Raw genomic sequence first — 21,620 nt, forward strand, 5'->3', positions numbered from 1 at the left:
TGCTCCGCAACCGTCGCCTGGCCCGCGCCGTGTCCGACGCCGGGTTCGGCGAGTTCCTGCGGCAGTTGGAATACAAGACCGCCTGGTACGGATCGACGCTGTGGGCGGCCGACCGCTGGTACCCGTCCAGCAAGACCTGCGGTGACTGCGCGACGATCAACACGGCCCTGACCCTGTCCGACCGGATGTGGACGTGCCAGTGCGGCAGCATCCACCAGCGGGACCACAACGCCGCCCGAAACCTGCTGGCCGCCATGCACGCCGCCGCCTGACGATCATGTCGCCGGGCAGTTCCCCGGAGACACAAAACGCCTGTGGAGGACCTGTAAGACCCCGGCACGCCAGGGCACGGACCTACGAAGCAGGAAGAGAATCACCGAGATTCTCCGAACGGTCGAGGAAGACGTACGCGATCGATCTCGGGGTAGCGGTCGGTGAGGCGGCGCTCGGCCTCGTCTGCGGCGTTCTCGATGTCCGCGCCGGTGACGTCGTTGTGGAAGTCGACCTTGGCGGCGACGAGGATGTCCTCGGGGCCGAGCTGCATGGTGAGCAGGGTGTCGACGCGGTCGACGGCGGGCAGCCCGGCGAGTTCCTGCTCGACCTCGTGGCGCAGCCGTTCGGGGATCGACCGGCCGACCAGCAGCGAGATGTTGGCCTTGGCCAGGACGACCGCCACGACCAGCAGCAGCACGCCGATCGCGATGGAACCGAGGCCGTCGTAGAGCTCGTCGCCGGTGAGCTGGGACAGGGCCACGCCGATCCCGGCCAGCACGATGCCGATCAGGGCCGCGCAGTCCTCGAGGAAGACGGCCTTGACGGTGGTGTCGGGGGTGTGCCGCAGGAACCGGCGGGGGGTGGTGCGCCAGCGGCGCGCCTCGCGGCGGACCTGGCGCGCCGCCCTGGCCAGGGAGGCCGTCTCGATCACGAAGGAGACGACCAGCACGATGTACGCGACGCGGTACTGACCGCTGTGCTCGTGCACGAGGATGGTGGTCACCCCGTGGGTGATGGCGAAGCCGGCCCCGGCGACGAAGGTGAACAGCGCGGCGAGGAACGCCCAGACGTAGCTCTCCTTGCCGTACCCGAAGGGGTGGCGCACGTCGGCGGGGCGCGCGCCGCGACGCAGCGCGAGGTAGAGCAGCACCTCGGTGGTGGTGTCGGCGACCGAGTGCGCGGCCTCGGAGAGCATCGCCGCGGAGCCGGAGATCAGCCCGGCGACCAGCTTGGCCAGGGCGATGGCGAGGTTCGCCGCGCCGGCCACCATGACGGTGCCGACGCTCTCAGCCTTGGCTTCGGCTACCGACATGGGGTCACCATATGGCCGCCCGGCGGCCGTCGCCCGGCGAGCGGCCGGGTTCCGCCGTGGGCACCGCCGGGGCGGCGGCCGGCCGCGCGGGACCGGTCGGGCGCCGGCGGCGGCGGTCGTGACCGGGACAGACGGCGGGTTCGCGCGCCGCGCCCGCGTGGGTGCACGCGTGCGCGGCGCGGGCTGCTAGCGTGCAGACGTGTCGCGGACCCGTACCGAACGCCTGGTCAACCTGGTGATCTGCCTGTTGTCGACGCGACGGTTCCTGACCGCCGCGCAGATCGCCGCGACCGTGCCCGGTTACGAGCACGATCCGGACGACGCGAAGGACCATGAGGCGTTCCAGCGCAAGTTCGAGCGGGACAAGGCCGAGCTGCGGGAGCTGGGGGTGCCGCTGGAGACGGGGACGGCCAGCGTCTTCGACTCCGAGCCCGGCTACCGGATCGCCCCCCGGGAGTACGCGCTGCCGGACATTCCCCTGGAGCCGGACGAGGCCGCGGCGGTGGGCATCGCGGCGCGGCTGTGGCAGCATGCCGGGCTCGCCGCGGCGGCGTCGTCGGGGCTGGCGAAGCTGCGCGCCGCCGGGGTGGACGTGGACCCGCAGGCCACGCTCGGCCTGGAGCCGATGGTGACGGTGGACCCGGCGTTCGCGCCGCTGACGGCCGCCGCGCGGGACCGCCGCGAGGTGAGCTTCGACTACCGGGTGCCCGACCGGGACGCCCCGAGCCGCCGCCGTCTGCAGCCGTGGGGGGTGGTGTGCTGGCGGGGCCGGTGGTATGTGGTGGGCCACGACCTCGACCGGCAGGCCGCGCGGTGCTTCCGGCTGTCGCGGGTGGTGGGCGCGGTGCGGGTGACCGGCGAGCCGGGCGGCTACGAGCCCCCGGCAGGCGTGGACCTGATCAGCCACGTGGCCCGCTGGTCGGGGCCGGTGGAGCGGACGGGGCGGGCGACGGTCCTGGTCGCGCCGGGCCGGGCGGCGGGGCTGCGCCGCTGGGCGGTGGGCGCCACGCCGGGGCCGGACGGCGACCGGCTGGTCCTGCCGTACGCGGACCCGGAGGTCCTCGCCGGCCAACTGGTGGGGTACGGCCCGGACGTGCGGGTGCTGGATCCGCCGGAGGTGCGCGAGGCCGTCATCCAGCGGCTGAAGGAGATCGCCGCGCGGCACGAGGAGCTGACCGTGACCGGAGGTGCCCGATGACCCGCCCGGCCAACCGTCCGGCGGCCCGGTCGAGCGGGGGTGCGCGCGCCGGTGCCGGCCGGGCCTCGGCGGACCGGCTGGCCCGGCTGCTGAACCTGGTGCCGTACCTGCTGGCCCGGCCGGGGATCGAGATCGCCGAGGCGGCCGGCGACCTGGGGGTCACCGAGCGGCAGCTGCGGGAGGATCTGGAGCTGCTGTGGGTGTGCGGGCTGCCCGGCTACGGCCCGGGCGACCTGATCGACATGGCGTTCGACGGCGACCGGGTGACCATCACCTACGACGCGGGCATCGACCGGCCGCTGCGGCTGACCCCGGACGAGGCGCTCGCGCTGGTGGTGGCGCTGCGGATGCTGGCCGAGACGCCGGGGGTGGCCAACCGGGAGGCGGTGGAGCGGGCTCTCGCGAAGATCGAGAGCGCGGCGGGTGACCTGGTCGCCGCCCCGGTGGAGGTGCGGCTCCCGGCCGACGGCCGGCGGGTGGAGCAGCTGAGCGCGGCGGTGGAGCGGGGCCGGGCGCTGCGGATCACCTACTACACGGCGGCGCGGGACGAGACCACCGAGCGCACGATCGACCCGCTGCGGATGCTGATGGTCGCCGGCCGGGCGTACGTGGAGGCGTGGTGCCGCCGGGCGGAGGCGGTCCGGCTGTTCCGGGCCGACCGGATCGACGCGGTGACGGAGCTGGACGAGCCGGCGGTCGTGCCGCCGCAGGCCCGCCCGTACGACCTCACCGAGGGGGTGTTCCGTCCCTCGCCGGACCTGCCGCTGATCACCCTGCGGGTGGGCCGGGGCGAGCGGTGGATCACCGAGTACTACCCCTGCGAGCATGTGGAGGCCGGTGACGGTGACCGGTGGCTGGTGTCGCTGCGGGTGACGGACCTGGGCTGGGCGCGCCGGTTCGTGCTCGGGCTGGGCCCGGACGTCACGGTGGTCGCCCCGGCGGAGCTGGCCGAGCAGGTCCGCGCCGCGGCGGTCGCGGCCCTCGAGGCGTACGCCGTGCCCGACGGCGCGCCGGCTGCCGACCCGGCGGTGTCCGCGTCGCGCCGGTAGGCTGGCCGCCGTGGTGACGTGGATCGTGGTCGCGGTGGTGCTGTTGGCGCTCGTGGTGCTGGCCCTGGCCGTGCGGCCGGTGGTGGCGCGGCTGCCGCTGCTGGGCCGGGCGGCCGTGCGGCTGCAGCACCGGCAGGCCGAGGCGGAGGCGCTGCGGGTCACCGCCGAGGCGCTCCAGGAGCGGGCCGAGGCCCTGCAGGCCCGGGTCGCCGTCACCCAACGGCGGCTCGCCGTGATCAAGGCGAAGCGGGGCGGCTGATCGATTCCGGTCGGTGCCGCTGCGACGGCCTGCGCGTTCCGGGGCCGTAGCGCGCAGGATCGATCCACGGCAGGTGGTTGACGGGATGCGCGGCGTTGGTCAAGACTTCACCGGCCAGCCGCGATCACCAGCGGCTTGGTGGGTGGCAACGGCCCGTTGCGCACGTACGATGGGCTGCGGTACACCCCTCAAGGACGTAAGGACGGGAGCTTCCCATGGGTGCCCTCAAGCCGTGGCACATCGCCGTACTCGTGGTCGTGCTGATCCTGCTCTTCGGCGCGAAGCGGCTCCCCGACGCGGCCCGCTCGCTCGGCCGGTCGCTGCGGATCATCAAGGCCGAGACCAAGAGCCTGCACGACGACGACCGTGACCTGGCCGAGAAGGCGGACGCGCAGGCCGGCTACCAGCCGCTGCCGCCGAACGTCGGGCAGCAGCCGCAGCAGCAGTACGCGCCCCAGCAGCAGACCCCGCAGCAGCCGGTCGTCGACCCGGTGCAGCGCGTCCGCGACAACTGACCGGGGGGCCCGATCACCGTGGCCTTCGCTCTCCGCAAGCGCGGCCCGAGCAACTTCGAACGGGCCGCCGACGGCTCGATGACGCTCATCGAGCACATCCGTGAGCTGCGCAACCGGCTGTTCCGGGCGTCCCTGGCGATCGTGGTCGGCTTCGGCTTCGGCATCTGGCTGGCCACGCCGGTACGGGAGCTGCTGTCGAAGCCGTACTGCGACCTGCCGGCCTCGATCGACCCGGAGACGGGCAAGTGTCTGTTCGTCCAGTTGGGCGTGGCCGACGTCTTCCTGCTCAACCTGAAGATCGGCCTCTGGGTCGGGTTGATCATCGCAGCGCCGGTGTGGCTCTACCAGCTGTGGGCGTTCATCGCCCCGGGCCTGCACCGGCACGAGCGGAAGTACGCCTACATCTTCACGGCGCTGGCCGCGCCGCTGTTCGCCGCGGGCGCGGTGCTGGCGTTCTTCGTCACCTCCAAGGGCCTGCAGTTCCTGCTCAACGTCTCCGGCGACGACATCTCGACCAACCTCGAGGTCACCCGCTACATCTCCTTCGTCACCAACCTGATCCTGCTGTTCGGGGTGGCGTTCGAGTTCCCGCTCGTCGTGCTCATGCTCAACTTCGTGGGGCTGGCCAGCGCGAAGCGGCTGCTGTCCTGGTGGCGGGTGGCGGTCTTCGTGTTCTTCGCCTTCTCGGCGGTGGTCACGCCGACGCCGGACCCGTTCGGCATGACCGCCCTGGCGATCTGCCTCTGCGCGCTGTACTTCGCCGCCGTCGGCGTCGCGTTCATCAACGACAGGCGGCGCGGGCGCGGCAAGGAGGTCTACGCCGGGATCGCCGACGACGAGGTGTCGCCGCTGGAGCTGGACACCGAGCCGGTGGAGTCGGCGCAGCGGATCGAGGCGAGTACGCCGGTCGCCGCCCCGGCGCCGATCGACCGCCGGTTCGACGACATGACCTGACCGGTCGACCCGTACGACGACGCGCCGCCCACGTCCCGGGCGGCGCGTCGTCGTCTGTGCGCCGCGTCGCCTCTCGCCGACGGTAGGGCCGGGGCGCGCGGCCGCCATCGGCCGGCAGGACGATGATCGGGACGGCCGCCGGGGCAGTACGGTGCTCACCGTGACCGCCGCCGATCACCCCGCGCCGGATTCAGGCCGCCCCGCCCCGCGGCCCGACGGGCCTGTCGCCGACCGCGCCGCCCCGTGCCCCGACGGACCCGCCGCCGATCACCCCGCCCCGCGCCCGGATGGGCCCGTCGCCGTGCTCGCCAACCCGACCGCCGGGCGGGGGCGGCATCGGGGGCTGCTGCCCCGCCTGCTCGACCGGCTGGCCGACGGTGGCCGGCCGGTGCGGCTGCTGGAGGCGCGCACGGCCACCGGGGCGGAGGCGGCGTGCCGCGAGGCGGTGGCCGACGGGATCGCCGCGCTGGTGACGGTGGGCGGCGACGGCACGGTGCACCGCGGGTTGCAGGCGGTGGCCGGGACGGCGGTGCCGTTCGGCCCGGTCCCGGCCGGCACCGGCAACGACTTCGCCGCCGACACCGGCTTTCCCGCCGACCCGCTCGCCGCCGTCGAGGTGATCGCTGCGGCCCTGCGGGACGGGCGCAGCCGCCCGGTGGACCTGGCCCACGTGACGGGCCCGGACGGCGCCGCCCGCTGGTACGGGGCGGTGCTGGCCGCCGGCTTCGACGCGATCGTCAACGAGCGGGCCAACCGGATGCGCTACCCGCGCGGCCCCCGCCGCTACGACCTGGCGATCCTGGTGGAGCTGGCCCGGCTGCGCCCCCGCCGGTACGCGCTGCGCCTCGACGGCCGGCCCCTGGACGTCGACGCGGTGCTCGTGGCGGTGGGCAACACGGCCAGCTACGGCGGGGGTATGCGGGTCTGCCCCGACGCCGACCCGACCGACGGCCTGCTGGACGTGGTGGTCGGGGGCCGGTTCGACCGGCGCACCCTGATCCGGGTGAAGCCGCGCATCTACCGGGGCACCCATGTCGAACACCCGCTCGTGAGCACCCACCGGGCGCGGACGGTGGAGCTGAGCGCCGAGGGCATCACCACGTACGCCGACGGGGAGCGGGCGCTGGACCTGCCGGTGACGGTGACCGCCGTCCCGGGCGCCGTCCGGCTGCTGCGCTGAGCGCAGGGCGCCGCCGGCCGGCTGACGCGCGCCGATCATGGGGTTGCCGGTGATGGAACGGACATTCCGCCCCGCCAACCCCATGATCACTGTGGCTGGGCGACGGCCGGGCGCAGGGTCCAGTCGAGCGCCACGGCGGCGGTCCACGACTGGTGGGCGCTGCCCAGTGCCTCCCCGGTGAGCGGTTCGTAGTACTCCCCGAACGTCAGGTCGGCCAGTTGGCGTAGGGAGTCCTCGCGGATCCGCACGGTGAGCGCCGGGGCGACCCCCTGCCGATCCAGCGCCCAGCAGAACAACCAGTTCATCACCGGCCACTGCGGCCCCCGCCAGTAGGCGCGCGGACGGAACGCCGGCGACGCGGGCGAGGTCGACGGCGGTACGGCGTACCGCAGCGCGGGGTGGTCGCACCACCGCGGACCGGACAGCAGGTCCACCTGCCGCCGTACGACCGACGGGTCGGCGCCGCACAGCAGCGGCGCGAATCCGGCCATGGTCTCGGCCGCCACCCAGCCGCCGGCGCGGATGTCCTCGTCACGGGCCAGCCCGGACTCCTCCGACACGGTGGAGAGCACACCGGCCCGGAACCGGGCGGCCAGCGTCCGCAGCTCGGCGGCCTCGTCGGCGCGGCCGAACTCGTCGCCGACCTCGGCGAGCTCGTCGGCGGCCAACGCCATGATCGCGGACATGAACACGTCGGTGAGCCGGAAGTCCACCGTCTCGCGGACCGCGTCGTCGTCGTAGCGGACCTCGCGCATCTGGTGCACCAGCCACAGGTAGCGCCGGTACTCGGCGTCGCTCGGCCGTTGGCCGGCGTCGGCGACGTGCTGCAGGTCCCGCCGTGACCGGACCGCCAGGTCGATCTTCGGCACCACGTTGGCGTACGCCGAGTCCCAGCGCGGCGAGTTGTCCATGCCCGACTCCCAGCTGTGGTAGATCTCCAGGAGTCCCCGCCGGGACGGGTCGCGCGCCTCGGCGAGCCAGCGGTGCCAGGCCAGCCAGCGGTCGAACGTGTCCTCGGCGAACCGTTCCGCCAGCTCGCGGTCGGCGCCGCCGTTGCGGCGCCCCGCCGCGAGCACGTGACGCACCGCGATCGCGTGTACCGGGGGTTGGCAGATGCCGGACGTACGGACGTCGCGCGGTGCCGCCGCGGCGCGGCCGGACTCCCACACGTCGGCGCCCGGGAAGTAGTTCACATCCGGCCCGAAGACGATGTGCGGCAGCATGCCGTTGCGCCACTGGGCGCGCAGCAGCGTCCGCAGCTCGGCGATGGCCCGGGGCACCGAGACCGTGGCCAGGCCGATCGCCACGAAAGCCGCGTCCCAGCTCCACAGGTGCGGGTAGAGCCGGGGCGCGGCGGTGGTCAGGTCGCCGATGTCGTTGCCGCGCAGGATGTAGGCCGCTCGGGCGGCGAGCAGCTCCCGGGTGACGCTGGTCGCCGCCATCACGCCACCAGCGCCAGAGCCGTCTCGGGGTCGAAACAGCGCAGGCTCTCCGGCGCGCAGCGCAGCCACACGTCCTGCCCGGGTGCCACGTCGAAGTTCGGCGGGGCCTGCACCTTCAGCTCGTACTCGCCGAGCCGCACGGTGAGCAGCATGCTGGCGCCGGTCGGCTCGACCACCTCCACCCGGGCCCGGATCCGGCCGTCCGCCGGGGCCTTCGCCACGTCGATGTTCTCGGCCCGCACGCCCACCACCACCGGCCGCTGGTCGAAGGCGCCGAGCTGGTCGGGGGCGGTCAGCAGCTGGTCGCCCACCCGCAGGTGGGCGCCGCTCGCCGAGCACCGCAGGTCGGCGCTGAAGAAGTTCATCGGCGGAGTGCCGAGGAAGCCGCCGACGAAGCGCTCCCGGGGCCGGTCGTACACCTGCAACGGCGACCCGATCTGGGCGATGCGTCCGGCCCGCATCACCGCGATGCGGTCGCCGAGGGACATGGCCTCGGCCTGGTCGTGGGTGACGTAGAGGGTGGTGGTGCCGATCTGGCGCACGATCTTCTTGAGTTCCGCCCGGAACTGCAGGCGCAGCAGTGCGTCCAGGTTGGACAGCGGTTCGTCCATGAGCAGCACGCCGGCGTCGACGACGATTGCGCGGGCCACGGCCACGCGCTGGCGCTGGCCGCCGGAGAGCTGGGCCGGGTAGCGGTCCAGCAGGTCGCTCAGCTCGAGGATCTCGGCGGCCCACCGTACGCGTTGCTCGATCTGCTCCGGTGGGGCCTTGCGCATCCGCAGCCCGAAGCCGATGTTCTGCCGTACCCTCAGGTGCGGGAAGATCGCGTACGACTGGAAGACCATCGAGACGTGCCGGTCGCGGGCCGACAGCCAGGTGACGTCCCGGCCGCCGATCGAGATGCTGCCGGCGTCCGGCGTGTCCAGCCCGGCGACCATCCGCAGCAGGGTGGTCTTGCCGCAACCGCTGGGCCCGACGAGCACCAGGAACTCCCCGTCCGCGACCGTCAGCGAGACGTTGTCGGTCGCCGGGCTCCTGCCTCCGGGATAGGTCTTCGTCACGTCGCGGATCACGATGTCGGCCATGCCGGCCCCTCGCTGGCGCGGATCCTGCTGGCGGCGGTCATCTCAGCGTCGTCCCCCACATGTTGGTCAGATACGTGCGCATCACCGCGACGAACACGATCGCCGGCAGCACGAGTGCGAAACCGCCGGCGAAGCGGTAGGCCAGCGGCGAGTCGGCGAGCGTCGAGAGCACCTGCGCCGGCAGTGTCCGCTGGTTGAGGGTGAGCACGGCCGCGCCGAGCACCTCGTTCCAGGACATCACGAAGGTGAACATCGCCGAGGCCGCGATCCCGGGCAGCGCCTGGGGCAGGACGACGTGGACGAACGCCCGCAGCGGCGTCGCACCGAAGATGAGTGCGGCCTCCTCGTGGTCGATCGGCACGGCGTAGAACACGGCGGAGGTGATGAGCACGGTGGTCGGCAGCGCCAGCGCGGTGTGCAGCAGCGCCACCGCGTAGGTGGTGTCGTACAGGCCGGTGGTCAGGAAGACCCTGGCCAGGGGCACGGACAGCACGACGATCGGTAGTGCCCGGGTCAGCAGCAGGAACAGTTGGTACGACTGGCGGCCCCGGAACGCGTACCGGGCCAGCGCGTAGCCGGCTGGCACGCCGAGCAGCAGCGCCGCCGCGAGGGTGAACAGCCCGACCTGCAGCGAGTTGAGGAAGCCGGGGACCACCCCGGTGGTGGACAGGAACCGGGACAGCGTCTCGGTGGACATGTCGGTGGGCAGCAGCGGCAGCGGGAACCGGTTCAGCGATTCCCGGCTGGACAGCGCGGCGAGGGTGATCAGGTAGATCGGCACGCCCATGAAGAGTGTCACCGCGACGCAGGCGACCTGCAGCAGCACCCTCCGGCGGCGCCGGGCGCGCCTGGGGTCGGAGCTCATCGCGTCACCTCCGCCGTCCGGTCGCGCAGCAGGTGCAGGTACGCGATCGCGGTGACCATCGAGACCGCCAGCACCACCAGGGCCACGGCGGTGGCGACGTTGGGGTTCTGCAGGGTGTGGTACCAGTGGTAGGTCTCGCCGACGAGCAGCGGGAAGTCGCGGCCGGCCAGCGCCTGCGCCACCGCGAAGGTCTGCAGGGCCAGGATGGTCCGCAGGATCATCGCCACCTGCAGGCTGGGCCGCAGCTGCGGCAGGATGACCCAGCGCAGGCGCTGCCAGTAGGTCGCGCCGAAGACCGATGCGGCCTCGTCGTAGTCGTTGGGGATGCCCTGTAGCCCGGCGACGATGATGACGAGCACCAGGGACGTGGCCCGCCACAGCTCGGCGACGAGGACGGCGAGGAACATGGTGGTCGGGTTCTCGTACGACAGCCAGGCGTAGCCGTCCACGCCGAAGCTGTGCAGTGCCGAGTTGAGGTACCCGTGATCGGTGAAGATCGACAGCCAGACCAGGCCGGCGGCCAGGTCGCTGATCGCGAGCGGCAGCACCCAGATGTAGAAGTAGAGTCCCGCGAGTTTCGGCCTGGCTCTCAGCAGGAGGGCCATGGCCAGGGCGAACGCGAACTGGAGCGGGATCAGCACGACGATCAGCAGCACGGTGTTGCGTACCGCCGGCCACAGGTACGGGTCGTCGAGCAGGCGTCGCACGTACGCCAGGGTGGGGCCCTGGTCGCCGGTGAACGCCTGCGCGACACCGACGACCATGGGCCAGGCGAACAGCACCGTCAGGAAGAGCAGTGACGGCGCGATCAGGAGCACCGGCGTGGGCACCTTCCCGCGTGCGGGCGCGACTACGGGCGGCGGGTGGTCGCCCGGCTGGCCGCCGACGGTGGCGGGGCCGGCGGTCACCGCACCCGACACGGTTGTCCGTCCGGGTCGGGCTTCCAGCAGGGGACCTTCAGCTCGTCGAGGATGGCGTTGAGCTGCCTGGCCTGGTTGTCGAGGACCTGCCGGACCGGTTTCGAGTCGAGGCAGATCTCCTTGAAACAGTTCTTGAAGATCTGGGACACCTCGCCGTCCTTCGCGCCCAGGCCCACCGGGGGTAGCGACACCAGCGCGTCGCCGGCCTCCTGCTGTGCCCGTACCGCGGCGGCCTCGAGGCCGATCGCCGGGGGCAGGTCGCCCGGCAGGGCGGCCTGGGCGACGGGGAAGAAGGCGTTCTCCCGCAGCACCTGCACCTGCGTATCGGGCGTGGTGAGTGCCTTGATGATCTCCTTCGCCCGATCCGTCTCGGGCGCGCCGCGGGGGATGGCGAGGCCGGCCACGACGAGCATGTAACCCAGCCCCTTCGGGCCGCGCGGGGCGGGCACCATGAGCCAGTCGTCCGGCTTGCCCTTCGGGGCGTCCACCAGCCGGGCCACGTGGTCCCAGGCGATGAGCACCTCACCCCGTTGCAGCGGCTCCTGCATGAAGTCGTAGTTGGTGGAGGCCGGGGCCGCGTTCGCCCACAGTTCCTTCATGTACTGCCACGCCTGCGCCGCCTCCGGACTCCGGAAGGTGGTGATCTGCCCCCCGGTGAAGCTGGGGAGCAGGTAGCCCTGGAAGAACCGGTGGTACAGGCCCTTGGGCCCGGCCGGGAAGCCGAAGATCGGCTTGCCGCCGTTGCCCGTCCGCCCGGCCTTCACCCAGGCCAGCAACTGGTCGTAGGTGAGCTTCTCCGGGTCCACCCCACTGGGCAGCCACTGGAGCGCCTTCTTGTTGACCGCGACGACGTACGACGCCTGCATCCAGGGGATGTACTTGACGGTCCCGCCGCCGAGCCTGCCGAGCGCGGCCACGTCGGCGGTGAAACCACGGTCCGCGAGGGACCCGGCCAGGTCGTCCAGGTCGAGCAGGCGCCCGGTGTGCGGCGCGAGTTGGCCGTGCAGGCCGCCGACCAGGCTGACCTGGACCTTGCCCGCGTCGGCCTGCGACGTGATCGTCGAGGCGAAGACGCCCTCGTCCACCGGGTTGTAGGCGACCTTCGCGGCGGTGACCCGGCTGCCGAGAATCGTCTCGAAGCGCTGTCGTTCCTCGACGGGGGTGAACTGGGTGGAGAGGAAGTTGAGGCTTCCGCTGCCGCCGTCGGAGCCGCTGGTGGAGACACCACCGCAGGCCGACAGTGCCGTGGCGCCCGCCGCGCCGAGGCCGAGCCCGAGCACGGCACGGCGGCTGATCGGCGCGTTGGATACAATACTCTTCGTCATCATCGACTCCAGGGCACGTCCAAATCCGATGTATCCGGGTCTTTCCGACAGCCTTTTGACAAGAGCTTTTGCAAAATAGGCTCACACAAGTTTCCAACTTGATAGACGCCTGTCAAGAGGTGACAGCAGATGCAGCTTCCCAGCGGCTCGGACGCGCCCCGCCCGACAGTCGGTGCGACCGCCGGGCACGTCCTCGCGCTGGTCCGGTCCCGGCCGGCGTGGACCCGCCAGCAGTTGCTCACCGCCACCGGGATGTCCCGCCCCACCCTGCAGGACCGGCTGGCACCCCTGTTCGCCAGCGGTCTCGTCTACTCCGCCGGCCACGACGCGTCCGAGGGCGGACGACCCGCCGAGCTGATCCGGTTCGACGACCGGCACCTCGTGGTCCTGACCTTCGACGTGGGACACACGCGCGCCCGGGTCGGCGTGAGCACCGTGCACGGCGAGGTGCTGCGGTTCCGCGACATCCAGCTCGACGTGACCGGAACCCCGCCACCCACGGTGATCAACTCACTGATCGACCTCGCCAGCGACCTGACGGCCGGCACCAAGGGCGAGCGGATCGTCGGCATCGGCGTCGGACTGCCCGGTCCGATCTCACCGGAGACCGGACTACCCGGCCCGATCACGACCCTGCCGGGCTGGGAGCACCTGCCGATCTTCGACCTGCTCCGCGAGCGGTGGAACGTGCCGATGGTCACCGAGAACGACGCGCGTGCCCTGGTGCTCGGCGAGGCGACCCGGTATCCGAACTCGACGGTGCTCGGCCTCAAGTGGGCGCACGGCATCGGGGCCGGGCTGGTCGTCAACGACCGCAGCCTCGGCGGGGACGACGGCGCGGCCGGCGACATCGGGCACGTGAGGCTCAGCCGCGGCGGGCCGGGGTGCCGCTGCGGCCGGCGGGGCTGCCTCGCGGCGTACGCCTCGGGCCACGCGCTGCTCGCCCGGCTGGCCCCGGCCGGGGTCCGCGACGTGGACCACCTCGCCGAGCTGGCGAACGCGGGTGACCGGGCGGTCCGGGCCGCCCTGGGCGGAGCCGCCCGCCGGGTGGGAACGGTGCTGGCCGCGCTCATCGCGCTGGCCAACCCTCGGGTTCTCGTCCTCGGGGGGTCGATCGGCGCGCTGCCGCGCGTCGTCGACGCGGTGGCGGCCCGGGTACGCGAGGTCACCCTGCCGCGCAGCGTGGAGTCGCTGCGGGTGCTGCCCAGCCAGCTCGGCCCCAGCGCCGGGACGGTGGGACTGGTCCGTCTGGTCGTCGAGCGGGTGCTCTCGGCCGAGGCCGTGGACCGGTCACTCGCCGCCGAGCCCGGCTCACCGGACGCGGCGATCATCCAAAAGCCGTGATCGTCCGCCGCCGAGGAGGGCGACACACCACGGGATGTGCCCGCCCCCTCGGCCGCGCCCGGTCGCTCAGCCGCGACCGCGTACCCGCCGGACGGTGTCGCGGTACCACAGCGCGCTGCGCTTCGGGATCCGCTCCTGGGTGTCGTAGTCGACCCGGACGAGCCCGAACCGCTTGTCGTAGCCGTACGCCCACTCGAAGTTGTCCAGCAGGGACCAGGCGAAGTAGCCGCGCACGTCCGCCCCGGCCTGCCGGGCCCGGGCCACCGCGCGCACGTGCTCGGCCAGGTACGCCACCCGGTCGTCGTCGGCCACGAAGCCGTCGGCGTCCGGCTGGTCCTCGAACGCCGCGCCGTTCTCGGTGACGACCAGGGGCACCCCCGGGTAGTCGCGGCCGAGGCGCACCAGCAGCTCGGTGAGGCCCTCCGGAAGGATCTCCCAGCCCATCGCCGTGGTCGGCAGCCCACGCGGCACCGCCCGCCGCACCGGCCGGCCGTCCTCGTCGCGCTCCTGGCCGGCCTCGTCCATCCCGGAGAAGAGCTGCCCGAAGTAGTAGTTCACCCCGAGCACGTCGATGGGCGTCGAGATGACCTCCAGGTCGCCCGGCTCGACGGGGACGCGTACCCCCTCGCCGGCCAGGTCGGCCAGCACGTCGTCCGGGTACGCGCCGCGCAGCAGCGGGTCCAGGTACAGCCGCGCGCCCAGGCCGTCAGCGGCGCGGGCCGCGTCGCGGTCCGCCGCGCTGTCGGTCGCCGGCACCGCCGGGGACAGGTTGAGCGTGATCCCCAACTCGACCGGGCCGGTGGCCGCCGCCCGCATCCGGGAGGTGGCCAGCCCGTGCCCGAGCAGCAGGTGGTGCGCGGCGGCGATCGCGTCGCCCAGGTCCCGGCGGCCCGGGGCGTGGTCACCGTGGAAGTAACCGAGCATCGCCGAGCACCACGGCTCGTTCAGCGTGGTCCACGTCCGTACCCGGTCGCTGAGGGCGTCGAAGACCAGCATCGCGTAGTCGGCGAACCGGTACGCCGTGTCGCGGGCCGGCCAGCCGCCGGCGTCCTCCAGCTCCTGCGGCAGGTCCCAGTGGTACAGCGTGACCCACGGGTCGACGCCGCGGCCCAGCAGCTCGTCGACCAGCCGGTCGTAGAAGGCCAGCCCCGCCGGGTTGGCCGGCCCCCGCCCGCCCGGCTGCACCCGCGGCCAGGCCACCGAGAACCGGTACGTGTCGACGCCCAGGCCGGCGAGCAGCTCCACGTCCCGCGGCATCCGGTGGTAGTGGTCGCAGGCCACGTCCCCGGTGTCGCCGCCGGTTACCGCGCCCGGCACCCGGCAGAACGTGTCCCAGATGGACGGCGTGCGGCCGTCCTCGGCGACGGCGCCCTCGATCTGGTACGAGGACGTGGCCACCCCCCACCGGAACGACGGCGGCAGGCTGTCGATCGGGTCGTCGGTGGCGGTCGTCACGGCGCTGGGCTTCATGGCTCTCCTCACGGACGGGGCGAACGGGTCTGACACACCGGACGGGGTCACCGTCGGGCGTCCTCGGCGACGGGATGCCGCCAGCAGGCGACGGCGCGCGCGCCGGTGGCGTCGGCCGGCGGGCCGAGGGGCGGCAGCCGGGTGTCGCACGGCTCGACGACGCGGGAGCAGCGCGGGTGGAACGCGCAGCCGGCCGGCATCGCCCGCAGGTCCGGCGGGGAGCCGGGGATGCCGGTCAGCTCGCGGCGCGGCCCGCGCAGCGCGGGGAAGGAGTGCAGCAACCCGTCGGTGTACGGGTGCAGCGGCGCGGCGTACAGCTCGGCCGCCGGCGCCTGCTCGACGATCCGCCCGCCGTACATGATCGCGATGCGGTCGGAGAACTCCACCAGCAGCGACAGGTCGTGGGTGATGAACAGCACCGCGAAGCCGAGCCGCTCGCGCAGCTCGGCGAGCTGGGCCAGGATCTGCCGTTGCATCACCACGTCCAGGGCGGTGGTCGGCTCGTCCATGACGACCACCTGCGGCTCCAGGGCCAGCGCCATGCCGATCATCACCCGCTGCCGCATGCCGCCGGAGAGCTGGTGCGGGTAGGCGTCCAGCCGGTCGGCGGAGATGCCGACCAGGCGCAGCAGCTCCGCCGCGCGGGCCCGCCGCGCCGCCGCGCTCGTCCTTGGCTCGTGCGCCCGGATCACGTCGAGCAGCTGGCTGGAGATCCGGTGCACCGGGTTGAGCGAGTTCATCGCGCCCTGGAACACGATCGACGTCTCCGCCCACCGGTACGCGCGCAGCTGCGCCGGGGTCAGCGACAGCACGTCGACCGGCGGCCCGGTCACGGGGTGGTGGATCACCTCGCCGCCGCTGACCACGCCGGGCGGCGGGAGCAGTCGGGTCAGCCCGTACGCCAGGGTGGACTTGCCGCTGCCGCTCTCCCCGGCCAGCCCCAGCACCTCGCCCCGGTGCAGGGTGAGGTCCACCTCCCGCACGGCGTGTACCGCCTCGTCGCCGAGCCCGTAGTCGACGCTCAGGCCGCGGATCTCCAGCACGGGTTCGCTCATCGCCCGGCGCCCTTCCTCTGCGTGGTGGCCGCCTCGTCCGGCCGCCGGGACGCCGGCGGGGCGGACGGCCCGGACGCGCCCGAAGCGGGTCGTACGGCCGCCGGCGGGGTCGGCCGGGGCGCCAGCACGGGGGTGAAGCCCACCCGCATCCGCACGGTGCGTCCGTCGGCGGTGCGGACGCGGGCGCGGCCGCCGGAGCGCAGGCGGGGGCTGACGAACTCGTCGATGCCGAAGTTGATCAGTGCGAGGGCGGTGCCGAGCAGCGCGATGGCCAGTCCGGCCGGGACGAACCACCACCAGGCGCCCTGCGCGAGGGCCTGCTGGCTCTGCGCCCAGAACAGGATGGTGCCCCAGTTCCACGAGGACACCGACGAGATGCCGATGAAGGCCAGCGTGATCTCCGACAGCACCGCGAAGATGACGGTGCCGACGAAGCCGGAGGCGATGACGGCGGTGAGGTTCGGCAGGATCTCGAACACGATGATCCGCCAGGTGTGCTCGCCGGTGGCCCGGGCCGCCTCCACGTAGTCGCGACGGCGCAGCGACAGCGTCTGCGCCCGCAGCACCCGCGCGCCCCATGCCCACGAGGTCAGGCCGATGACCACGGCGACGACCAGGTCGCCCGCTTCGCTGATGGTGGAGGTGACGATGATGACCAGCGGCAGCGCCGGGATCACCAGGAACACGTTGGACAGCGCGGACAGGCCGTCGTCCCACAGGTCGCCCAGGTAGCCGGCGGTCACCCCGACGAGGACGGACAGCACGGTGGCCACCACGCCGGCGGCCAGGCCGACCAGCATCACGCCGCGGGTGCCGACCAGGACCTGGCTGAACACGTCCTGCCCGAGGTGGGTGGTGCCGAACCAGTGTTCCGTCGACGGCGGCTGGAGCAGGTCGGCGCTGCGCGCGTCCGGGTCGTACGGGGCGATCCACGGCCCGATCACCGCGAGTACGGCGTACCCGGCGACCACGGCCAGCCCGGTCGCGGCCTTGCCGTTGGCGACGAACCGGAACCGGCGCCGCCGGCCGGGCTTCGCGGCGGGCTGCGCCATCGCGCCCTGCCCGGGGATGACCTGTTCGACGCTGGAGGTGGGGATGCTCACGGCTCAGCCCTCCCGGCGGGTGCGCGGGTCGAGAACCAGGTACGCCAGGTCGGCGAGCAGGTTGGCCACCAGCACCGACAGCGTGATGACCAGGAAGATGCCCTGCATCAGCGGGTAGTCCTTGGCGCTGACGGCCCGGAACAGCAGGAAGCCGAGGCCGGGATAGGAGAAGACGATCTCCACGAGCAGGGTGCCGCCGACGATGAAGCCCAGCGACAGCGCGAAGCCGGCGACGTTGGGCAGCAGCGCGTTGCGGGCCGCGTAGCTCATCGCCACCCGACGCTCGGACAGCCCCTTGGCGTGCGCCACGGTGATGTAGTCCTCGGCGGCGACGGTGACCATCATGTTGCGCATACTGAGGATCCAGCCGCTCATCGAGGCAACCAGGATGGTCGCCGCCGGCAGCAGGCTGTGCCGCACCGCACTGCCCAGGAAGATGGTGTCCCACGCGGGGACCAGGCCCGGCTCGTAGCCGCCGGAGGAGGGGAAGAAGCTGCCCGGACCGGCCAGCACGGCGATCGCCACCAGGCCGAGCCAGAAGTACGGCACGGAGGACAGGAACGTGGTGACCGGCAGCAGGCCGTCGACCCACGACCCGCGCCGCCAGCCGGCCAGCACGCCCAGCCCGGTGCCGAGGGCGAAGCTGACCAGCGTGGTGATGCCGACCAGGGCGAGCGTCCACGGCAGGGCGTCGCCGATCACCTCGGACACGGGCGCCGGGAAGGCCGTGAACGACAGCCCCAGGTCGCCGCGCAGCAGCTGCCGCCAGTAGTCCACGTACTGGGTCCAGATGCTGTCGTCGGAGTCGATGCCGAACAGCACGTACAGCGAGTTGATCGCGTCGGTGCTGAGCTGCCCCTGGTAACGGGAGATCAGCGCCTTGACCGGGTCGCCGGGGATCATCCGGGGGATGAAGAAGTTGAGGGTCAGCGCGGCCCACGCGGTGAACAGGTAGAACGCGAGCCGCCGCAGCAGGAAGGTCACCGCGCGGCCTCCCGCCCGTCGTCGCCGCCGACCGCGGCGAGGGCGGCCGGGCCGGCCTGCTCGTCGCGGGTCGCCGGGTCGTGCAGCCAGCAGGCCGCCCAGTGCCCGGGCCGGTCGCCCACCTGGAGCCGCGGCGGCAGCTCCGCGCCGCAGCGGGGCATCGCGTACGGGCAGCGGGGGTGGAACCGGCAGCCGGCCGGGGGCCGCAGCAGGCTCGGCGGCTCGCCGTCGCCCCGCTCGGCGACGGTCACGCGGCCGGCCCCGGTGATCCGGTCCGGGTCCGGCGCCGAGTCGATCAACAACCGGGTGTACGGGTGCGCGGGGTGCTGGGTGACCGTCTCGCTGTCGCCGCCCTCGACCAGGCGGCCGGCGTACATGACCAGGGTCTCGTCGGCGAAGTACCGGGCCGAGGCGATGTCGTGGGTGATGTAGAGGACGGCGAGCCGGAGCCGCTCCTTCAGGTCGCGCAGCAGGTTGAGCACGCCCAGCCGGATGGACACGTCGAGCATCGACACCGGCTCGTCGGCGAGCAGCACCTCCGGGTCGGCGCCGAGCGCCCGGGCGATGGCCACCCGCTGCCGCTGCCCGCCGGACAGCTCGTGCGGGAACTTGTCCAGGTAGCGCTCCGGCGGGGTGAGGGTGACCCGCTCCAGCAGCGCGCGCAGCGCCGCGTCGAGGTCGGCGGCGGTGCGCCCGGCGTTGCCGTGCACCCGCAGCGCCCGGGTCAGGTGGTAGCGCACCGTATGCACCGGGTTCAGCGAGGCGAACGGATCCTGAAAGATCATCTGCACGCGTCGGGCGTACGCCCGGAACCGTCGCCCACCGCGGACGGTGACCGGCGCGCCGTGCAGCCGGATCGTGCCCGCCGTGCGCGGGTGGAGCTGGGCCAGCAGCCGCGCGACGGTCGACTTGCCGGAGCCCGACTCGCCGACCAGGGCGGTGACCCGGCCGCGGCGCAGGGTCAGCGTCACGTCGTCGACGGCGTGCACGCGCGGGGTGGTGCGGGAGAGGAGGTCACGCAGCCGCCCGCGGACGGGGAAGTGCTTGGTCAGGCCGATCGCCTCCAGCACCTCCTCGCGGACGGCCGGCGCGTCGGTGTCGGGCGACGTCATGCCGGGTTCCTGTCTGCTCGGGGTGGTCGCGGCGGGTCAGGAGTTCGCCGGCCGCAGCCGCCGCACGACGTCCGCGGCGTTCGGCTGGGTGGGCTGCGCCGCGCCGTACGCGTCCGCGTCGTCCGGCCAGCCGACCCAGTTCCTCGTGCTGTAGGCCGCGCCGATGTTGTCCGCGCCCACCGGCACCATCGGCACCTGCTCCACGAAGACCTTCTGCAGCGTCGCCAGCGCCGCCGTCCGCGCGGCGTCGTCGGTGGCGTTCGCGTACGCGGTGAGCGCGGCGGTCGCCTCCGCGTTGTCGAACCGGCCGAAGTTGCCGGCGGGCGAGGCCTTGCCGACCGGCTTGAGCAGCCGCCCGTCCATGACCGTCTGGTAGATGTCGTACGGGGTGGCGCCGCCGTTGGTCCACCGGAAGGTCGCGTCGAACCGGCCCTCCTCCACGTTGCGGAACCACGCGTCCTGGTTCGCCTTCTCCACGGTGGCGGCGATGCCGATCTTCGACAGGTTGTCCTTCACGATCTCCAGGCTGGTCTGGTAGTCCGACCAGCCGGCCGGATCGGTCAGGGTGAGGGTGACGGGCTTGCCGGACGGATCCCGCAGGGTGCTGCCGGCGTACGTGAAGCCGGCGTCGGTGAGCACCTTCTTCGCGCCCTCGACGTCGACCCGGTGCTCCTGCCCCTTGTACTCCGGGGCGATGTACGCGTCGCCGGCCGGGCTGGGCAGCCCCGTCACGCTCTTGACCAGCGGGTGGAAGTAGCCGGCCTCGGCCTGCTGGAAGATGTCCTCCCGGTTGATCACCATGTTCATCGCGCGGCGCAGCGCCGGGTTGTCGAACGGCTTCTTGGTGGTGTTGATGTACAGGCCGTGGATGCCGAGCACCGGCGGCGCCCACACCTTGTGGTGCGCCGGGTCCTTGCCCACGAACACCGTCTGGACGTTCGGGATGAACACGAAGCTCCACTCCGACTCGCCGTTCGCCAGCGCCGTGGTCTGCGCGTTGTTGTCGGTGTACGACGTGTAGCGCAGCTCCTTGACCTTCGGCAGCTCCTGCCAGTAGCCGCCGGTGCGCACGGCCAGCGTGGTGGTCTGCGGGGTGAACGACTTCAGCGTGTACGCGCCGCTGCCGACCGGGTTCGGGTTGGTGCTCGTGGCCGGGTCCTTGATGCCCGACCAGACGTGTTCGGGCACGATCGGCACCTGCGCGATGATCTTCTGCTGGTTGACGAACTGCGGCGAGGAGAACGCGAGGGTCACCTGGTTGCCGTTCGCGGTCACCGACGCGTACGGGATGGCGTGGATGTTCAGCGCCTCGTTGCTCTTGAGCAGGTTGTAGGTGAAGGCGACGTCGGCGGCGGTGACCGGCTTGCCGTCCGACCAGGTGGCGTTGTCGCGGACGGTGACGGTGACCGACCTGTAGTCGGGGCTCCACTCGGCCTTCGTGGCCAGCCACGGTTTGAACGGCTCGGCGGGCCTGACCGGGTTCCACATCATCAGCGGCTCGTAGATCTGCCACCGGTAGCCGAGCGACGCGGCCGAGGACGTCGTGAGGAACGGGTTGTGGTTCTCCGTCTGCGGGCCGTTGGGCATGCCGACGTTGAGGACGGTGGCCGCATCCCCCCTGCTCTCCCGGGCCCTGGTGTTGGCGGTCTCGCCGCAGGCGGCGGTGGTGGTGGCCACCGCGCCGGCCAGCGCGATGGCGAGGAACTGCCGTCTTCTCATGTGGTCTCCCTCGGTGCGCCCCCGCCGGTGAGAGCGGGGTCGGTGGGACGGGTGCGGGTGTGCGGTAGGGGACCGGTCGATCCGTGGTTGCGGACGGTGGCTTCCGGTTCCGGGGTGGGGCGCGGCCGGTCAGCCGGAGCTGGTCGAGCCGCGCACGGTGAACGAGGTCGGGATGACGTCGGCGAGTCGGGCAGGGAGCCCGGGTGCGACGGGGTAGGAGGGTGCAGGCAGAACTCCTCGGTCACGATCAAGAGAGCGCTCTCTGAGTGTCCGGTTGTTTGCCGACGCGTGTCAATGGACCGGCTGTCGCCGGCGGTGCGGTGCCGGCTTTCGCCGAGCTCGTGCCCTCCTCGCGGGCCTGTGCCGGGCGGGGCCCGGGATCTGCCGGGGGGGCGGATTTGGTGGGGCGGACCCGACCGGGTATGGTTCATCGCCGGCAGGGAAACGGACGCCAAGCGGGAGACCGTGGCGGACGGCCTGTCGGAACCCCACGAGGCGTACGGCGGCAGCCGTGCGGTGAGTGGTGCCCGTGATTCGGGTGGAAGCGGGTCAGATCGGGAGGGTCCGGTTTGACAGGGCGGAAACCGGCGGGTAACGTAGTAAAAGTTCCCGGCGCGAGAGCGGCGGGTCACGGGACGAAATGCCCCGGCTGGTGGTCCTCCTGATGGGGGGTTTCTGGTTGGTGTGTGGTTGTTCTTTGAGAACTCAACAGGGTGCTTGATAAGCCAGTGCCAA

20 protein-coding genes are annotated in these 21,620 nt (G+C 72.7%); 8 read left to right on the forward strand and 12 right to left on the reverse strand.

The features are described 5' to 3' along the window. Window positions 1-272, forward strand: a 272-nt coding sequence (locus tag ABGB16_RS29215) for a zinc ribbon domain-containing protein (protein WP_347671307.1), incomplete at its 5' end; no start/stop codon positions are given. Between the two features lie 101 nt (window positions 273-373). On the opposite strand, the gene ABGB16_RS29220 is transcribed toward ABGB16_RS29215, so the two are convergent. Next, window positions 374-1,306 (reverse strand): cation diffusion facilitator family transporter, encoded by a 933-nt coding sequence (locus tag ABGB16_RS29220; RefSeq protein ID WP_347671308.1) that lies wholly within the window; start codon window positions 1,304-1,306, stop codon window positions 374-376. Between the two features lie 199 nt (window positions 1,307-1,505). On the opposite strand from ABGB16_RS29220, the gene ABGB16_RS29225 reads away from it, so the two are divergent. From ABGB16_RS29225 to ABGB16_RS29250, 6 genes are all read left to right on the forward strand, one after another. Then, window positions 1,506-2,504, forward strand: coding sequence for a WYL domain-containing protein (locus ABGB16_RS29225; protein WP_347671309.1), 999 nt, complete (start codon window positions 1,506-1,508; stop codon window positions 2,502-2,504). Beyond that, on the forward strand, window positions 2,501-3,553 hold the full coding sequence (locus ABGB16_RS29230; protein WP_347671310.1) for a YafY family protein: 1,053 nt from the start codon (window positions 2,501-2,503) through the stop codon (window positions 3,551-3,553). Before ABGB16_RS29225 ends, ABGB16_RS29230 begins: the two co-directional genes overlap by 4 nt. Before the next feature lie 10 nt (window positions 3,554-3,563). Next, a complete protein-coding gene (locus ABGB16_RS29235) occupies window positions 3,564-3,812 on the forward strand; it encodes a hypothetical protein (protein WP_347671311.1) in 249 nt (82 codons plus the stop codon). Between the two features lie 215 nt (window positions 3,813-4,027). Then, window positions 4,028-4,327, forward strand: a complete 300-nt coding sequence (gene tatA / locus ABGB16_RS29240) for a Sec-independent protein translocase subunit TatA (protein ID WP_347671312.1) — start codon at window positions 4,028-4,030, stop codon at window positions 4,325-4,327. An 18-nt stretch (window positions 4,328-4,345) separates the two neighbouring features. Further along, the gene (tatC, locus tag ABGB16_RS29245) at window positions 4,346-5,281 is read left to right on the forward strand and encodes a twin-arginine translocase subunit TatC (RefSeq protein WP_347671313.1); all 936 of its coding nucleotides are present in this window, start codon (window positions 4,346-4,348) and stop codon (window positions 5,279-5,281) included. A gap of 301 nt (window positions 5,282-5,582) precedes the next feature. Further along, on the forward strand, window positions 5,583-6,461 hold the full coding sequence (locus ABGB16_RS29250) for a diacylglycerol kinase family protein (protein ID WP_347671326.1): 879 nt from the start codon (window positions 5,583-5,585) through the stop codon (window positions 6,459-6,461). Window positions 6,462-6,547: 86 nt separating this feature from the next. Here ABGB16_RS29250 and ABGB16_RS29255 read toward each other — a convergent pair whose 3' ends face one another. The 5 genes from ABGB16_RS29255 to ABGB16_RS29275 all read right to left on the reverse strand — a co-directional run bounded on the left by ABGB16_RS29255 (window position 6,548) and on the right by ABGB16_RS29275 (window position 12,101). Then, the gene (locus tag ABGB16_RS29255) at window positions 6,548-7,903 is read right to left on the reverse strand and encodes a hypothetical protein (protein ID WP_347671314.1); all 1,356 of its coding nucleotides are present in this window, start codon (window positions 7,901-7,903) and stop codon (window positions 6,548-6,550) included. After that, entirely contained in the window at window positions 7,903-8,988 is a 1,086-nt protein-coding gene (locus tag ABGB16_RS29260) for an ABC transporter ATP-binding protein (RefSeq protein WP_347671315.1), read from the reverse strand. Before ABGB16_RS29260 ends, ABGB16_RS29255 begins: the two co-directional genes overlap by 1 nt. Before the next feature lie 37 nt (window positions 8,989-9,025). Continuing rightward, window positions 9,026-9,853, reverse strand: a complete 828-nt coding sequence (locus tag ABGB16_RS29265; RefSeq protein ID WP_347671316.1) for a carbohydrate ABC transporter permease — start codon at window positions 9,851-9,853, stop codon at window positions 9,026-9,028. Next, complete coding sequence (locus ABGB16_RS29270) at window positions 9,850-10,671, reverse strand: sugar ABC transporter permease (RefSeq protein ID WP_347671317.1); 822 nt, start codon at window positions 10,669-10,671, stop codon at window positions 9,850-9,852. Before ABGB16_RS29270 ends, ABGB16_RS29265 begins: the two co-directional genes overlap by 4 nt. 86 nt (window positions 10,672-10,757) lie before the next feature. Further along, window positions 10,758-12,101, reverse strand: a complete 1,344-nt coding sequence (locus ABGB16_RS29275; RefSeq protein ID WP_347671318.1) for an ABC transporter substrate-binding protein — start codon at window positions 12,099-12,101, stop codon at window positions 10,758-10,760. A gap of 126 nt (window positions 12,102-12,227) precedes the next feature. On the opposite strand from ABGB16_RS29275, the gene ABGB16_RS29280 reads away from it, so the two are divergent. After that, window positions 12,228-13,442, forward strand: a complete 1,215-nt coding sequence (locus ABGB16_RS29280; RefSeq protein ID WP_347671319.1) for an ROK family protein — start codon at window positions 12,228-12,230, stop codon at window positions 13,440-13,442. A gap of 66 nt (window positions 13,443-13,508) precedes the next feature. Here the strand turns inward: ABGB16_RS29280 and ABGB16_RS29285 are convergent, their stop codons facing one another. The 6 genes from ABGB16_RS29285 to ABGB16_RS29310 are packed head-to-tail and all read right to left on the reverse strand — an operon-like array spanning window position 13,509 to window position 20,885. Beyond that, complete coding sequence (locus ABGB16_RS29285; RefSeq protein ID WP_347671320.1) at window positions 13,509-14,912, reverse strand: GH1 family beta-glucosidase; 1,404 nt, start codon at window positions 14,910-14,912, stop codon at window positions 13,509-13,511. A 47-nt stretch (window positions 14,913-14,959) separates the two neighbouring features. Next, window positions 14,960-15,967, reverse strand: coding sequence for an ABC transporter ATP-binding protein (locus ABGB16_RS29290; RefSeq protein ID WP_347671321.1), 1,008 nt, complete (start codon window positions 15,965-15,967; stop codon window positions 14,960-14,962). Beyond that, entirely contained in the window at window positions 15,964-17,070 is a 1,107-nt protein-coding gene (locus ABGB16_RS29295; protein WP_347671322.1) for an ABC transporter permease, read from the reverse strand. Before ABGB16_RS29295 ends, ABGB16_RS29290 begins: the two co-directional genes overlap by 4 nt. Window positions 17,071-17,073: 3 nt before the next feature. Continuing rightward, window positions 17,074-18,054, reverse strand: a complete 981-nt coding sequence (locus ABGB16_RS29300) for an ABC transporter permease (RefSeq protein ID WP_347671323.1) — start codon at window positions 18,052-18,054, stop codon at window positions 17,074-17,076. Further along, entirely contained in the window at window positions 18,051-19,166 is a 1,116-nt protein-coding gene (locus tag ABGB16_RS29305) for an ABC transporter ATP-binding protein (RefSeq protein WP_347671324.1), read from the reverse strand. The genes ABGB16_RS29300 and ABGB16_RS29305 overlap by 4 nt, the downstream gene beginning before the upstream one ends. A 36-nt stretch (window positions 19,167-19,202) precedes the next feature. After that, entirely contained in the window at window positions 19,203-20,885 is a 1,683-nt protein-coding gene (locus ABGB16_RS29310; RefSeq protein WP_347671325.1) for an ABC transporter substrate-binding protein, read from the reverse strand. Between the last annotated feature and the right edge of the window lie 735 nt (window positions 20,886-21,620).

Source organism: Micromonospora sp. B11E3, from assembly GCF_039871625.1.
Lineage (GTDB): Bacteria > Actinomycetota > Actinomycetes > Mycobacteriales > Micromonosporaceae > Micromonospora.

Excerpts from the sequence above, each read along its gene's own strand:
- ABGB16_RS29280 (WP_347671319.1), top strand. The coding sequence starts at position 12,228 with ATGCAGCTTCCCAGCGGCTCGGACGCGCCCCGCCCGACAGTCGGTGCG.
- ABGB16_RS29260 (WP_347671315.1), bottom strand. The coding sequence starts at position 8,988 with ATGGCCGACATCGTGATCCGCGACGTGACGAAGACCTATCCCGGAGGC.
- tatA (WP_347671312.1), top strand. The coding sequence starts at position 4,028 with ATGGGTGCCCTCAAGCCGTGGCACATCGCCGTACTCGTGGTCGTGCTG.
- ABGB16_RS29285 (WP_347671320.1), bottom strand. The coding sequence starts at position 14,912 with ATGAAGCCCAGCGCCGTGACGACCGCCACCGACGACCCGATCGACAGC.
- ABGB16_RS29230 (WP_347671310.1), top strand. The coding sequence starts at position 2,501 with ATGACCCGCCCGGCCAACCGTCCGGCGGCCCGGTCGAGCGGGGGTGCG.
- ABGB16_RS29265 (WP_347671316.1), bottom strand. The coding sequence starts at position 9,853 with ATGAGCTCCGACCCCAGGCGCGCCCGGCGCCGCCGGAGGGTGCTGCTG.
- ABGB16_RS29305 (WP_347671324.1), bottom strand. The coding sequence starts at position 19,166 with ATGACGTCGCCCGACACCGACGCGCCGGCCGTCCGCGAGGAGGTGCTG.
- ABGB16_RS29220 (WP_347671308.1), bottom strand. The coding sequence starts at position 1,306 with ATGTCGGTAGCCGAAGCCAAGGCTGAGAGCGTCGGCACCGTCATGGTG.
- ABGB16_RS29290 (WP_347671321.1), bottom strand. The coding sequence starts at position 15,967 with ATGAGCGAACCCGTGCTGGAGATCCGCGGCCTGAGCGTCGACTACGGG.
- ABGB16_RS29255 (WP_347671314.1), bottom strand. The coding sequence starts at position 7,903 with ATGGCGGCGACCAGCGTCACCCGGGAGCTGCTCGCCGCCCGAGCGGCC.
- ABGB16_RS29275 (WP_347671318.1), bottom strand. The coding sequence starts at position 12,101 with ATGATGACGAAGAGTATTGTATCCAACGCGCCGATCAGCCGCCGTGCC.
- ABGB16_RS29310 (WP_347671325.1), bottom strand. The coding sequence starts at position 20,885 with ATGAGAAGACGGCAGTTCCTCGCCATCGCGCTGGCCGGCGCGGTGGCC.